Source organism: uncultured Tepidimonas sp. (assembly GCF_938045175.1).
In the GTDB taxonomy this organism is placed as follows: domain Bacteria; phylum Pseudomonadota; class Gammaproteobacteria; order Burkholderiales; family Burkholderiaceae_C; genus Tepidimonas.
The window spans coordinates 1-14,318 of record NZ_CALIND010000016.1 but is presented as its reverse complement, the minus strand read 5'-3'; the positions used below and the strand labels follow the sequence as shown (position 1 = coordinate 14,318).

13 protein-coding genes and 1 pseudogene are annotated in these 14,318 nt (G+C 66.5%); 4 read left to right on the top strand and 10 right to left on the bottom strand.

Annotation, left to right across the window (positions count from 1 at the left end):
- Nucleotides 1–39: 39 nt before the first annotated feature.
- From Q0716_RS00845 to Q0716_RS00820, 6 genes are all read right to left on the bottom strand, one after another.
- Nucleotides 40–390: a hypothetical protein gene (locus Q0716_RS00845; protein ID WP_299018657.1), complete on the bottom strand. Its 351-nt coding sequence runs from the start codon at nt 388–390 to the stop codon at nt 40–42.
- A gap of 178 nt (nt 391–568) precedes the next feature.
- Nucleotides 569–1,051: a hypothetical protein gene (locus Q0716_RS00840; protein ID WP_132962607.1), complete on the bottom strand. Its 483-nt coding sequence runs from the start codon at nt 1,049–1,051 to the stop codon at nt 569–571.
- Nucleotides 1,052–1,141: 90 nt separating this feature from the next.
- Nucleotides 1,142–1,477, bottom strand: a complete 336-nt coding sequence (locus tag Q0716_RS00835; protein ID WP_299018645.1) for a hypothetical protein — start codon at nt 1,475–1,477, stop codon at nt 1,142–1,144.
- A gap of 72 nt (nt 1,478–1,549) precedes the next feature.
- Complete coding sequence (locus Q0716_RS00830; protein ID WP_299018642.1) at nt 1,550–2,794, bottom strand: S8 family serine peptidase; 1,245 nt, start codon at nt 2,792–2,794, stop codon at nt 1,550–1,552.
- The gene (locus Q0716_RS00825) at nt 2,791–3,201 is read right to left on the bottom strand and encodes a hypothetical protein (RefSeq protein ID WP_299018640.1); all 411 of its coding nucleotides are present in this window, start codon (nt 3,199–3,201) and stop codon (nt 2,791–2,793) included. The genes Q0716_RS00830 and Q0716_RS00825 overlap by 4 nt, the downstream gene beginning before the upstream one ends.
- A 131-nt stretch (nt 3,202–3,332) precedes the next feature.
- Nucleotides 3,333–3,914: a sigma-70 family RNA polymerase sigma factor gene (locus Q0716_RS00820; protein WP_299018638.1), complete on the bottom strand. Its 582-nt coding sequence runs from the start codon at nt 3,912–3,914 to the stop codon at nt 3,333–3,335.
- A 254-nt stretch (nt 3,915–4,168) separates the two neighbouring features.
- Here Q0716_RS00820 and tadA point away from each other — a divergent pair, with 254 nt between their 5' ends.
- On the top strand, nt 4,169–5,230 hold the full coding sequence (gene tadA, locus Q0716_RS00815) for a tRNA adenosine(34) deaminase TadA (RefSeq protein WP_299018636.1): 1,062 nt from the start codon (nt 4,169–4,171) through the stop codon (nt 5,228–5,230).
- Nucleotides 5,231–5,238: 8 nt separating this feature from the next.
- Entirely contained in the window at nt 5,239–6,159 is a 921-nt protein-coding gene (locus Q0716_RS00810; RefSeq protein ID WP_299018634.1) for an LD-carboxypeptidase, read from the top strand.
- 16 nt (nt 6,160–6,175) lie between these two features.
- On the opposite strand, the gene cphA (Q0716_RS00805) is transcribed toward Q0716_RS00810, so the two are convergent.
- Nucleotides 6,176–8,764 carry a cyanophycin synthetase gene (cphA, locus tag Q0716_RS00805; protein ID WP_299018632.1) on the bottom strand — a complete coding sequence of 863 codons (2,589 nt, stop codon included), beginning with the start codon at nt 8,762–8,764 and terminating at the stop codon, nt 6,176–6,178.
- Nucleotides 8,765–8,783: 19 nt separating this feature from the next.
- Nucleotides 8,784–10,967, bottom strand: coding sequence for a cyanophycin synthetase (cphA, locus tag Q0716_RS00800; RefSeq protein ID WP_299018630.1), 2,184 nt, complete (start codon nt 10,965–10,967; stop codon nt 8,784–8,786).
- A gap of 121 nt (nt 10,968–11,088) precedes the next feature.
- Here cphA (Q0716_RS00800) and Q0716_RS00795 point away from each other — a divergent pair, with 121 nt between their 5' ends.
- A complete protein-coding gene (locus tag Q0716_RS00795; protein WP_299018628.1) occupies nt 11,089–13,371 on the top strand; it encodes an ABC transporter ATP-binding protein in 2,283 nt (760 codons plus the stop codon).
- Nucleotides 13,372–13,375: 4 nt separating this feature from the next.
- Nucleotides 13,376–13,861: a DUF1854 domain-containing protein gene (locus tag Q0716_RS00790; protein ID WP_299018626.1), complete on the top strand. Its 486-nt coding sequence runs from the start codon at nt 13,376–13,378 to the stop codon at nt 13,859–13,861.
- A 22-nt stretch (nt 13,862–13,883) separates the two neighbouring features.
- Here Q0716_RS00790 and Q0716_RS00785 read toward each other — a convergent pair whose 3' ends face one another.
- Nucleotides 13,884–14,126, bottom strand: coding sequence for a cysteine-rich CWC family protein (locus Q0716_RS00785; RefSeq protein WP_299018660.1), 243 nt, complete (start codon nt 14,124–14,126; stop codon nt 13,884–13,886).
- Nucleotides 14,127–14,140: 14 nt separating this feature from the next.
- A pseudogene (locus tag Q0716_RS00780) lies at nt 14,141–14,318 on the bottom strand (histidine/lysine/arginine/ornithine ABC transporter ATP-binding protein); the annotation flags it as partial.

The window sequence follows — 14,318 nt, the reverse complement described above, 5'->3', positions numbered from 1 at the left end:
AAGGTACAGCGAAGCCCCTTTCCGCATCGTTGCGCCCCCTTAAAACTGATACACGACCCAAGGCGACATCGCGCCACCCTGTTGCACCATGAAGCGGAATTTCTCCCCGGGACTGACCGGGATGAAGGTTTTGCTCTTGGTCACGGTAATGACTGCCCCCGTGTTGGCCGGCGGCTTACAGTAGAACCTGTCGATGTAGGTGGTCGGCCCCCAGCCGCTCGCGATCTGCTTCTGATAGTAGGAAGTCAGCATCACGTTGTTGGACGTGCACTGGATTTGCCCTGTGATGGTCGGGGTGCCGGGAACTGGGCCGCTGTGGGTGATAGAGACGATGGTCGGCACCGCCTGTGCTTGCGCTGCAGCAGCACAGAGCAATGTCCCGATGATCATAGGCGGAGCTCGGTGTTTGAATTGGACTCGATTCATGACGCGATCTCCTCTCTTTCTTGGTCAACCCGCCAAAAGCGGGATTCTTGATTTGTTAAACTTTCCGTGCAGCCCATTTGAACCGCACGGAATCCTGATCTACGGTTATGCGAGCACGGATCCTCGGTGAAAGATGGCCGAATTAATCTTTTGGAAACTCGCAGCGCCAGCACACCTTAGGAGATGGGTCGAGGTCAACTATCTTCTGACCAGGCGGGCATCGGTAATTGGCAGGGGGCTTGCCGACGTAGCACTGGCCGACCGGGTCCCAAGAATTACCCGGGTTCCCGCCTATGTTGATATGGCCTACCCCTGTTGGGGGTTTTATTGCCGATTCGCCCGCGTTAGCGTTACTGCCCATAGTCGGGGTCACCTTTTTGTCCTCGATCGGCGGCGCAACAGGCGGTGAACTCTTGGTTTTGATCGTCAGCCGGTCTGTCGGCCTGCCTGGCACAGCGCCGGTCGTTTCGTCTTCGGTTTCTCCTTTGAGTGTCGGCTTGACCGGCACAGTGTGGGTCGGCGTAGATGTCGGTTGGCCGCCGCCGGCGTTCTCGGCCGCATGAACGGCACCCGCCAACAGCGCAACAGTGATGGCGCTGGCGATGAGTTTAGGCTGCATTTTCATGATGATCTCCTTTTCGGTTGGGTTTGAATCGAATCGGCAGCCGGCGTCGCCGGACTCCCGATACTGAGTCGGAGGTTTGCCGCGAATTCTTCAATCGTGTGGCACCGGTTTTGGTGTCCGCGGCAAAGTGCCGCAGGGTGGGCATTCGCCCGGTGCTTGATGGACGTCCCGAGCATGTGCGGAGGTGGGTTTGGCGATCACCATGCCGCGCCGGATGTCTTTTTTCTCGATGCCGCGCGCCGCGGCGTCGGGTGCGATGGCGCCGGTGGCGTCGCCCGTTCCCGCTCCGCCGGGTACGGTCCGCGCCGCGTCGGCCTTGGTCAGCTTGGCACCACTGGCGATGGCGGCGTCGCGTTCAGCAGCGTGCGCGGCGGACAGGGTCACGCCGAGGATGAGGGTTGCGGTCAGAAGACGGAAGACAGTCATGTTGGGGCTCCTCAGGTTGATGGGGTACCTCTGAGTCGGCAGTTCCGGCGCTTTTCTTCAATGGTGCTTTCACTAGGGCGACCAACGCAGCAGCCCGCAGCCTGTGGCGTCGTCACGCCCAGCGGGCGGCTGGTCCTGAGCCGTCGCGCACAAGGCAGCAGCATCGGCGGGCTGGCCGCGTGCGAGCCGCTGTGCGATCCAAGCTGCGGCGAACGGCGCGGCATATGAAGTGCCGGTGAAATACCGGCCACCGCCGACGGGGAGCCACAGGTCCACGCCGGGCGCAGCGACGAGGATGGCCTGGCCGCGACTCCCCTGCGGCCAGGGCTGGGCAGCGGCATCGACGGCGGCCGCGGCAACGACGCCAGGGTGCGCTGCCGGCAGGGGCACGGTGCCATTGGGGCCACCATTGCCTGCAGCAGCGACGAAAGCCCGCACCTTCGGCAGCACGCGGTCGAGCACGCGGCTAAGGGCAGGATTGGGGGGTGTGCCGAGACTTGTGAGGATGACTTCGGCGCGGCGCTTGACCAGCCCATCGAGCGCGCGGGCCAATGTCACCAAGTCGCTGCGTTCATGGCCATTCGGGTGGGGCGAAAGAATGGCCGCCCACACCAACTCGGCACCCCGCGCCAGACCGGGGAAGCCCGTCTCGGGCCGGCAAGCCAGTTCACAGGCGATGGCGCTGGCGTGCGGACTTTGACCGGTGTCCGTAAAGCGCTGCAGATCGAACGACGCCGCGTCCAAGGGAACGTTGGCGTCGGGTGCGCCATCGATGACACCGATGCGCACGGGTTGAGGCAAGCGCTGCACGGCCGTTGCGCGAACCAGTTCGTGCGCGTACTGCCGGCCTGCCGCGCCCGGGCTGGCTGCTGTGTGCTCGGTCTGGAGCGTATCGACGTAGCTGTTGCGTGCGAAGGAAATTTGGGGAAAAGACTGGCGGGCCTGTGCCAGGAGCTTGTCTGCATCCTCTTCGTCCACCGCAAACAGGACGAGCCGCAACCCGAGCGAGGACAGCGGATGGTCTGCCAAGACCCGAGCTTGCATGGCCCGCGCAACTTCTTCCGGCGCGAGCGCGACTTCGTCTTCCGCCCAAACGGCGACGACTTGGCCCGCCACGACGTTCGAGGCCGTGTCGGACGTAGCACGCCCGAACAACGCGGCGACGCCGCTGACGAGACTTCTCAGGTCGACTTGGATGCCAATGCCGACACCCGCTGAACCACCGCGCGAGGGCTGGCCTTTCGGCGGCTCGACCTGCCCGATCGCGGTTCCGCAAAGACTCGCCCCCAACAGGAGCGCGGTGACGACCCGTTTCATCGCGAGACACTTTCGACAATCGGCAGGGCGCGCAAAACCTTTTCTGCTTCGTCGGCGCTGGATGCGGGCACAGCGATGGTCCAGACGCCCAGACGCCCTGGGCCCGCGATGATCTCGGCGTCGATGGGCGACAGCGCCGCCCGCACCTGCGCGAGGGTGGCCTGATCGGAGAACACCACTTGGAGCCGCACGCGTGCGGCGGCCTTGGCGGTGCTTTCTTCGGCGCCCAAAGGCACTACGGCCGTATCGGCACGCCAGGGCTCGGGAGCGACGACGGTCATGAGGATCGCGGCCGTTGCAGCACCCATGCCATAGGCCATCAGCGCCCACCACCATGGCCTTCGCCCTTGGGAGCAGCGGTTTTGGGCACGATCCCATTCGCGCTCCGCGTCGATCCGGGCGGCCACGCGTTGCCAGTTACGCTCGTGATCGAACGGGGGTGCCGCGACTTCGAGCTGCTGCCGAATGCGATCGAGCCACTGGATTTCTCCGGGACTGGCGCTGGGCCGCTCACCCGTGGGTTGAGAGGGAGTGTTCGTCATAACACTGAGTCGGCTTTTGGGCTGGCTTTCTTCAATCCGAGGGCTTCGGTCAGGCACAGCTTCAGCTTGCGCTTGGCGTGATGAATTCGTGTGGCGACGGTGTTGTCCGGCACCCCTTGGAGCTGGGCGATTTGCTGCAAAGACAGACCTTCGAGCAGGAACAGGTGCAAACTCTCCCGCTGGGGGACGGGCAAAGCCTGCATGCACCGATCGACCATTTCCCAAGTCTGGTGCTCGGCCAACCATTCAAATGGCGTGGGGCCGGGATCGACCAGGGTATCGGTGAGCGCGTCTTCGATGGCCTCCTCCGCGCGTGCACCTCGGGCACGCAGGAGGTCCAGGGCCTTGTGGCGGACGATGCCCAAAATCCAGGTTCGCACGCTGGAGCGGTTGGCGAACTTCGAGGCCGATCGCCAAACCTCGTAAAACGCCTCGGCCACGGCATCGTCGGCGTCCGCCGGGTTTCCAAGCAGGCGCAGTGCAAACGTATATGCCGCACGGGCATGTCGCTCATGCAGGCTTCGCAAAGCGTGGCTATCGCCCTTGGCGCAGGCCGCAACGATGGCGTGGTCGTCCATGGGATGGCGCAGGGTTTCGATGACTGCTCCAGAGTCTAGGCGGACATGCGCTCGTGGTGCAAGAGGAACAAGGGCTTTGCTGGGAGGCGGCCGCGTCAAGATCGTGGCGCAGCAGTCCAGCAAGGCCCGGGTGACGCGGGGCAAGTCGCGCTGGCAGTCATGACTTGAAAGGCCTTTTACAATCCCCCAGCGTTGCAGAGAACGCTTGGCTGCCACAGCCCAGCACCAAACCGCCCCCGACACGAAAGCAGTGCATGGAGCAGGGTGCCATCGTCGAAACCGACGACAAGTACATGGCCGAAGCGCTCGCGCTGGCACGGCAGGCGGCCGGGGCGGGCGAGGTGCCGGTGGGCGCCGTCGTGGTCTGCGACGGGCGCATCGTCGGGCGCGGTCACAACCGCTCGATCACCGCCCATGACCCGACGGCGCATGCCGAGGTCGTCGCACTGCGCGAGGCGGCGCAGACACTGGGCAACTATCGACTGGAGGGTTGCACCCTATACGTGACGGTGGAGCCGTGCGCGATGTGCGCGCAGGCAGCGCTGCACGCGCGCTTGGCGCGCGTGGTGTATGGGGCGCCCGAGCCCCGCATGGGCGCGGCGGGGTCGGTGGTCGATCTGTTTGCGCAGCCCGCGCTCAACGCGCATACGGCAGTGCTCGCCGGCGTGCGGGCAGATGAAGCGGCGTCGTTGATGCGCGAGTTTTTCGTCCGGCGCCGCGCCGAGCAGCGCGCGCAAGCGCAGCCGCTGCGCGACGATGCGCTGCGCGCGCCAGCGCAGGCGTTCGAGGCCATCTGGGCACAAGCCGCCCGTTGGGGGATTTCCCCGCAGCATTCGCATGCGCGGCAAGACTTGCCTGAGCTGGAGGGCCTGCGCCTGCATTGGCTGGATGTGGGGCCCGCAGAATCGACGCCGCCTTGGGTCTGTCTGCACGGCCCACGCGGCTGGTGGCCGCAGTGGCTGCCCTGGGTGACGGCGCGGCTGCAGGCGGGCGAGCGCGTGTTGGTGCCAGATCTGATCGGCTTTGGTCAGAGCGACAAACCCAAAAAAGCATCGTGGCACTCGCCCGAGCGTCATGCCGAGATTCTGCGGGCCTGGTTGGACGCGCTGGATGTGTCTGACTGTCGGCTGGCGTGGGCGCCTGGGGCGCAATGGCTGCTGCCTGCCTTGTACGCCGTGCTGGGGGCGCGGATCCGGGCCACGCTGTCAGTGGCAGACGCGGACTTGATGCCCGAGCAGCCCGAGTGGGTCGATGCGCCGTTTCCAGATCCGGGGCACCGCGCAGTACAGCGGGCCTGGGCCGCAGCGGCCCGATAATGGTGCCCATGCCACGTGTGTACCTCTACTCTCCCAGTGGGGCGGTGCAGGATCGCGCCGCATTTCGGCGCGCCGTGCGCCGCTTGCAGGCCGCCGGCTACGAGGTCGAGATCGACCCAGACGCCCTGTCGCGCCATCAGCGCTTTGCGGGGGACGACGCGACCCGCTTGGCGGCGATCGAGCGCGCGGCGGCCAGCGGGGCCGATGTGGCGTTGACCACCCGTGGCGGGTACGGCTTGACGCGGCTACTCACGCGCTTGTCCTACGACGCGATCGACAGCGCCGCCCAACGCGGGATGGCCTGGGTAGGGCTGAGCGACTTCACGGCGTTTCAGCTGGCGGTACTGGCCCAGCGTGGTACGGTCACTTGGGCAGGCCCCGCGCTGATGGAGGACTGGACAGACGAGCCGCTCGATGAGATCACCACTGCCTGCTTCGACGATTTGGTGCGAGGGGTGGGGGAGGGCAGCGGCTGGCGGCTGCCCTCGGGCGACGTGCGCGCGCATCCGGCGCTGGCCGACGGTTGGCGGGTAGAAAACGCCACCCTTTGGGGCGGCAACCTGTCGATACTGACGGGGCTGGTCGGCACGCCTTACCTGCCCGAGGTGGAGGGCGGGCTGCTGTTTCTGGAAGACGTGGGCGAGCACCCTTACCGGGTCGAGCGGATGTTGACGCAGTTGCTGCTGGCTGGCGTGTTGCCGCGCCAGCGCGCCATCTTGCTGGGGGCGTTCAACCGCTATACCCTCACGCCGCACGACCGCGGCTTTCGCCTCGAGAGCGTGGTCGCGTGGTTGCGTACACAGTTACCGGGCGTGCCGGTGCTCACCGGGTTGCCGTTCGGGCATGTGCCTACCAAGGTCGTGCTGCCGGTGGGACGGCGCGTCGATCTCCTCGTGGAGGGCCGCGACGCGCTGCTGTTTTGGGGCTGATTCAGACGGGACTGGCTCACGCAGTGGCGGGCTGCTCGCTCTCCGCCACGCGGCGCGCGATGTGCGCCAGCGCCTCCTCCACTTGATCGACCAGGATCAGGCACAGATCGCCAGGCTGCAGGCGGGCCAGCGCGGTGTCGATGGCCGCGAACTCGCCCCGCACCGCCGTGTGCCAACGGGTCTTGGGTGCGTTACCCAGGCCCTGCTCGAGCAGCGCGATCACCTCGCCATCGGCGCGGCCGCGCTGGCAGGCGTCCTCGAACAGCACGACCTCGTCGAAAACCTCGCCGATCAGCCTCGCTTGCGCCACGATGTCCTGGTCGCGCCGGTCACCTGCCGCACTGATGACGACCACCCGCTTACCCGCCGGCAGCCGCTGCGCCGCCTGACACAACGCGGCGATCGCATCGGGGTTGTGCCCGTAGTCGGCGATGACCGTGGCCCCGCGGTAGGCGAAGCGGTTGAACCGCCCGGGCACCGTGGCTGCATCGGACGTGAAGCTCTCCAGCCCTCGCACGATGGCATCCCACGGTACGCCCACGGCCCAGGCCGCGGCGATCGCAGCCATGGTGTTGTCGACCTGGAAGGCCAGCGCCCCCCCCTCGGTCAGCGGGATTTGCGCCAGCGGGATGCGCACTTGCCATTGGCCCTCGGCAGCGACGATGTGGTCATCGTCGACGAACACGACACGCCGCCCCAGGGCCCGATGCGTCGCAATGACTGGATGGTGCGCCGATGGGCCGAAGTAGGTGATCTGCCCGGGACAGAAATCGGCCATGGCGACACAGTGGGGATCCGCCGCGTTGAGCACGGCCGTGCCATGATCGGCCACGTTCTGCACGATGACGCGCTTGAGAACCGAGAGGTCTTCGACCGTGGTGATGTAGTTGAGACCGAGGTGGTCGCCCGTGCCGATGTTGGTGACGATGGCGACCTGACAACGATCGAACGCCAGTCCCTCACGCAAAATGCCGCCACGCGCGGTCTCCAATACGGCCGCGTCCACGTCCGGATGGGCCAGCACGCGGCGGGCGCTCTTGGGGCCGCTGCAATCGCCGCTGTCGATTTGTCGGCCGTTGACATAGACGCCGTTGGTGTCGGTAAAGCCCACGCGCCAACCGCGCTGGCGCAGCAGGTGCGCCGTCAGGCGCACCGTGGTGGTTTTGCCGTTGGTACCCGTGACGGCGATGACGGGGATGCGCCCGTCCTCACCCGGCGCGAACATGTGGTCGATGATGGCCTGCCCGACGTTGCGCCCCTTGCCATAAGAGGGGCTCAAGTGCATGCGCAGACCCGGGGCGGCGTTGACCTCGACGATTCCCCCGCTTTGCGCTTCCAGCGGCTCGACCACGCTTTGGCACACCACGTCCACCCCGCACACGTCCAACCCGACGGTCACCGCCGCGGCCACGGCGCGCTGGGCCACCAGCGGATGGACCTCGTCCGTTACATCGGTCGCCGTCCCTCCGGTGGAGAGGTTGGCGTTGTTACGCAGCACGACGCGCATGCCGCGGGGTGGGACGTCGTCGGGCGTCAAGCCCTGCTGTGCCAGCCGTTCCAACGCAATGTCGTCGAGCCGGATGCGCGTCAGCGGTGTGGCGTGGCCGTCGCCGCGCCGGGGATCGGCGTTGACGGCGTCCACCAGTTGGCGTACGGTATGCACGCCATCGCCCACCACCAACGGGGGATCGCGCCGCGCCGCGGCCACCAGTTTGCGCCCGACGACCAGCAGCCGAAAGTCGATGCCGGGCAGATAGCGCTCGACCATGACCTCGCTGCCGTAGCGGCTGGCGACTTCGTACGCGGCCATCACCTGTTCGCGTGTGCGGATGTTGACGGTGACACCCTTGCCTTGATTACCATCGCGCGGCTTGACGACGACGGCACCGCCCAGCTCTTGCGCGGCGCGCCAGGCATCCTCGGCGTCGCGCACGGGGCGCCCGAGCGGCACCGGCACGCCCGCTGCGTGCAGCAATTTCTTGGTCAGCTCTGTATCTTGGGCGATCGATTCGGCGATGGCGCTGGTGGTGTCGCACTCGGCCGCTTGGATGCGCCGCTGTTTGCTGCCCCAGCCAAACTGCACCAAACTGCCGCTGGTTAGGCGCCGGTACGGAATGCCACGGGCGACCGCGGCCTCGACGATCGCGCCGGTCGAGGGCCCCAGGCGCAAATCCTCGTCCAGTTCCTTGAGCTCAGCAATGGTGCTGGCGACATCGAAGGGTTGATCGTCACCGGCGGCTTGCAGCAACGCCAGCGCCCGATCGAAAGCGAGCCGCCCCACGTCTTCGACGCTGTACTCGACCACGACCTGATAGGCGCCGGGGTCGGCTGCGGCGACCGTGCGGCTGAAGCTGACAGGGCAACCCGCATGGGTTTGCAGGGCCAGGACAGTGATTTCCAGCGCATGCGCCATTGACAGCACGCCCTCAGCCGTTGGCTCGGGCAGCATGCCCAGTTCGGGAAACCGCTGCCGCAGTCGCTCCTCGAAACCCGGCATGCGCCGCAAGTCCACCTCGTCGGGGGTGCATTGCACGGTGGCTTCGATGGCCGTGTAGCGGCTCCAGAGGTTGGGGCCCCGCAGGGCCCGCAAACGGGTGACGTTCATGGTGGCGATGCAGCGTTGGTTAGATATCGGTCAGCAGCGTGCGGAGGGTGGTGATGGCGGTTTCCATACCTGCGCGAATCAAGCCCGGTGACAGGCCCAGCGCAACCCCCGCGCCGATGGCCGCCAGCAACGTGGGCAGCTCGATGTGCTGCAACAGGGCCACGATGCCCGGGTGATCGAGGTCGAGCGTGCCGGTGGCGCCGCTGGCCTGTATCAACACCACCTGGCGTCCGTCGACGGTGACGAAGCGCCGGCCATCGGCGACATGGGCTTCGCGCCGGGCATGGCGCGGATCGGTGCTGTACAGCAGTACGTCGCCATCGCACAGCTCGGCCAAACCCGCACTGACCTCGCAGTCGGCATTGAGCACGGCGCAGCCCTGCGGCAGCACCACGTCGACCTGCGTGCGCAACACCTTGCGCAGGTGCTCGCGTGTGGTGATGTAGTGGTCTTCCAGTCCCACGGGATCGGGTACATCGGTGACGATGCCGACCTGGCAGCGGTCATAGGGCAAGCCCTCGTCCAGCATGGTGCGTGGCGAGCTCTCGATGACGGCCGCATCGACGCTGCGATTCATCAAGATGCGCTGGCCCGCCTCCCAGTCCGACGGCGGGCTGGCGTCGATGGGCTGCATCTGTAAGTAGAGCCGTCCGCCGCATGAAACGCCCACCGTGTGGTCTGACAGCTGCAACAACAGCCCCACCAGCAACGCCAGTGGCGCGGTCTCGCGCGTCCCCGTAATGCCCACCACCGGAATGCGGCCGTTGTCTCGTCCGGGAAACAAATGCGCGACGATGGCCTCGCCCACGGGACGAGGCTGCCCGCGTGCAGGCTTGAGGTGTGGCAGCAGGCCAGGGCCAGCATTGACCTCGACGATGGCGCCACCCTGCGCGGCCAGGGGCTGGCCGATGTCCTCCACCACCAGGTCGATGCCGGCGATATCCAGCCCCACGATGCGCGCCGCCAGCGCGGCCAGCTCGGCCACGTCTGGGTGGACTTGGTCGGTCACGTCATCGGTGAGCAACCCCGTGCGTTGCACCAGCACCTCACGCCCTGCCTCGGGCACGCTGTCGGGCGTCAAGCCTTGGCGACGCAGCTCCAGCATCACGTCGCGGTTCTCCGGCAGGCGGATGGTGTCGAGCGGAAACTCTTCTTCCTCACCACGGCGCGGGTCGCTGTTGATGTCGCGCTCGATGAGCTCGCGCACGGTATGCACCCCGTCGCCGATGATCACCGCGCGCTCACCGCGAGAAGCCGCCACAACCCGGCTGCCGATGACCAACACGCGGTGCTCGTGGCCTCGGATGAAGCGCTCGACCATCACCTCGGAGCCTTCGCGTTGCGCCAGCGTGTAGGCCGCCTCGATCTCCTCGCGCGTGCGCACGTCCAGCGACACCCCTCGCGCATGGTTGGCGTCGACCGGTTTCACGACCACGGGCAGGCCAATCTCCAGCGCGGCTTCCCACGCGTCCTCGGCGCAGGTGACGACGCGGCCCTCCGGGACCGGAACGCCGCACTCGGCCAACAGCCGCTTGGTGAGGTCCTTGTCGCGCGAGATCGTCTCGGCGATGGCGCTCGTGCGATCGGTCTCCGCGGTCCAAATACGGCGTTGGTTGACGCCGTAACCCAGTTGCACCAGGTTGCCCTCGGTCAGACGGATATGGGGGATGCGGCGCGCCGTCGCGGCATCGACGATGGCGGCCGTGCTGGGGCCCAGCGCATGGCGGTCGATCAGCGCCTTGAGGCCTTTGACGGCGGCGGGCACATCGAACGGGCGGTCCTCGATCGCCGCCATGAGCAGATCACGCGCATCCAACAGCGCTTGGCGCGCGACGTGCTCCTCGCGGGCGCGGATGACCAGCTTGTATACACCCCGCTCGTCGGTCGAGCGAGTTTGACCAAAACTGGTGGACATACCCGCCAGGTTGAGCAGCTCGATGGCGACGTGCTCCATGATGTGCCCGGGCCAGGTCCCCTCGCGTAGCCGCTGCAAAAAACCGCCGCGCTCGCCCACGCCGCAGTGGTGTTCCACGAGTCCCGGCAGCCAATCGGTCAGTCGTTCATACAGGCCGGGAATGGTGTTGGAGGGGTGGTCTTCGAGTTCGCCGATGTCGATCAGGGCCTCGATCGCTGGACGGTAGGTCCAGAGGTTGGGGCCGCGCAAGTAGTGCATGCGGCGGATCTGGATGGTCGAGTGCGGCATGGGATGCGAAGAGCGTGGAGATGACAGCCGTAGAATGCGCGATTTTCGAACGGGATGCTTGGATGACGCAACGTGGTATTGTGAACCGAGCCATCCCCCAGCTTCGAAACGAAATTGCAACATGTCGTATCCGAGTCCACCTGTGCCCGGGTTGTCAGGGCTGCCTGCCGTCTGGCGCGAAGCCGTGAGGGCCACCGCGGGTAGGGGCGAGGACCATACCGTCTGGTTGTTGACCGACCTTGATGAGCAGCTGCGTTTTCGTGAAGGGCTGCTGTGGATTGCAGGGCGTCAATTGTGCTGGGTGGCAACGCCACAGGCAGCGGTTCAAAGCTGGTCGATAGAGCCCGGTCTGTCCCTTTGGAGCCACGACCACAACGGCGTGGCCACGCTGGAGCTGATGCGTGAGGGGAGGGCGGGCGATGAGCCGCAGCGGCTGGCGGTGTGGCGCTACACCCTGGGGCGGCAGCTGGCAGCGCAACGCCTGATCGAGCGCTTCGAGGCGCTGCGCGACAGCCCAGAGGGCGCGACACCCCCGATGGCTCCCGCCGCGCTGCACTGCCCGGTGTGCCACGCGCCGATGGAGCCGGAGGACGACGAGTGCGCGGTGTGTGCGCAGGTGGTACACACACCGCCGTCGACGCGGACGCTGTTGCGCTTGTGGCGCTTTGCGCGCCCCTATCGCTGGCAGCTGCTGGCGGGCTTTCTGCTCACGCTGGCGTCCACGGCGGCCAGTTTGGTGGCGCCGTACCTGACCATCCCGTTGATGGACGACGTGCTGATTCCATACCAAAACGGCACGCCGGTCGACTGGACTTTGGTCGCTTGGCTGCTGAGCGGGCTGCTGGCCGCCTCGCTGCTGGCGTGGGGGCTGGGTTGGGCCAAGACGTATATCCTGGCGCTGGTATCGGAGCGCATCGGTGCCGATCTGCGCACCACGACCTACGAGCACCTGCTGGGCCTGTCGCTGGAGTACTTCGGCAACCGCCGCACCGGTGACCTGATGGCGCGCATCGGCTCGGAGACGGATCGCATCAACATCTTTCTGTCCCTGCACCTGCTGGACTTCGCCACCGACGTGATCATGATCGCGATGACGGCGGTGATTTTGTTTTCCATCAGCCCCACACTGGCGCTGGCCACGCTGCTGCCGCTGCCGCTGATCGGCTGGCTCATTCATGTCGTGCGTGACCGGCTGCGCACCGGCTTCGAGAAGATCGACCGCGTCTGGGCCGAGGTCACCAATGTGCTGGCCGACACGATTCCGGGCATCCGTGTCGTCAAAGCCTTTGCCCAGGAGGGGCGCGAGGCACAACGCTTTCGCGACGCCAACCGGCACAACCTGGAGGTCAACGACCGGCTCAACCGGCTGTGGTCGCTGTTTTCACCCACAGTGTCGCTGCTGACCGAGATCGGCCTGCTGGTGGTGTGGGGCTTTGGCATCTGGCTGGTGGCGCGGGGTTCGGTGACGGTGGGGGTACTGACGGCGTTTCTGGCCTACATCGGGCGTTTTTACACGCGGCTCGACTCGATGAGCCGCATCGTCTCGGTCACGCAAAAAGCGGCGGCGGGCGCCAAGCGCATCTTCGACATCTTGGATCACGTCTCGAGTGTGCCCGAACCGGCCCAGCCGGTGTCGCTGCCGTCGGTGCAGGGGCGCATCGAGCTGCGCGGGGTCGGCTTTCGCTATGGCAACCGCGCCGTCATCCAGGGGCTCGACCTGGAGGTGCGGCCGGGCGAGATGATCGGCCTGGTCGGCCACAGCGGCTCGGGCAAGAGTACGTTGGTGAACCTCATCTGCCGCTTCTACGACGTGGCCGAAGGGCAAATCCTGGTCGATGGCGTGGACATCCGGCAGTTGCGCGTGGCGGACTATCGGCGCCACATCGGGCTGGTGCTGCAAGAGCCGTTCTTGTTCTTTGGCACGATCGCGGAAAACATCGCCTACGGCAAGCCCGACGCCACACGCGAGGAGATCATCGCCGCCGCCCGCGCCGCCCATGCGCACGAGTTCATTTTGCGCTTGCCCCAAGGCTATGACTCACTCGTGGGCGAGCGCGGACAGGGCCTATCGGGCGGCGAGCGCCAGCGCATCAGCATCGCGCGCGCACTGCTGATCGACCCGCGCATTCTGATTCTGGACGAAGCCACCTCTAGCGTGGACACCGAGACCGAAAAAGAAATCCAGAAGGCGCTGGACAATTTGGTGCGCGGGCGCACGACGATCGCCATTGCGCACCGCCTGTCCACCCTGCGCCGCGCCGATCGGTTGGTGGTGATGGACAAGGGCCGCAAAGTGGAAGAGGGCACCCACGACGAGCTGATGGCGCGCCAGGGGGCCTATTGGCGGCTGTACCAGGCGCAGGCGCGCCAGGCGGAAGCCGAACGCGACTGGCTGCGGGAGTGAACCCATGACGACGACCCCATCCCCAACGAGCCAGCCCGTATTGCGGCGCAATGCCGCCGGCCGGCTGGAATGGCGCGACCCCAGCGGCCAATGGGTCAGCGGCGTGGTCGCCGTGCGGGCGTTTCCGATTCAAGCGCCGCGGCACCACATTGCGCTCATGGGCCCCGACGGCCGTGAGGTGGCCTTCATCGACAGCCTGGACACGCTCGATGCGGCGACGCGAGCGCTCGTCGAGCAAGCACTCGAGGAGCGCGAGTTCACCCCCGTCATCCAGCGGCTGCTGGAGGTCAGCAGCTTTGCCACCCCGAGCACCTGGACCGTGCAGACCGACCGCGGCGTGACGCGCTTTGTGCTCAAAGGCGAAGAGGATATCCGACGACTGTCCCGCGACGTCTTGCTGATCCAGGACAGCCATGGGGTGCAGTATCTGATTCGCCGCCCGCAGGAGCTGGACCGGCACAGCCGGCGGTTGCTCGACCGCTTTTTGTGAGTTACCCCGTGGCGCGCGCCCCTCATCCCCGGCGCTCGCCGTCGGCGCCAGACATTGCGGTGCCGACACACGCGGCACAGACACAAGCCTTGCCGCGCGCGGCGGCGGGAATGCGCGCGAGCAGCTCGGCGCTGAAGGTGGCGCGGGTGCACCAGCAGGGCGGCTGCGGCTCACCGCTTGTGCGTTCCCGCACCATCGCGCAGCCGTTGGGCTGGCCGCATAGGGGGCAGCGGGAAGGATCAGGAACGCAACCCTCAGATCCCATCCCAAGGTCACGCGTCATTTCAAGTTGCCGCTGAGGAACTGCTGCAGCCGCTCACTGCGCGGCGAGGTCAACACCTGCTTGGGGTCGCCCTCCTCTTCGATGCGCCCTTGGTGCAAAAAGACGACGTGGTTGGAGACCTCACGCGCAAAGCCCATTTCGTGCGTCACCACGACCATGGTGCGGTGCTCCTCG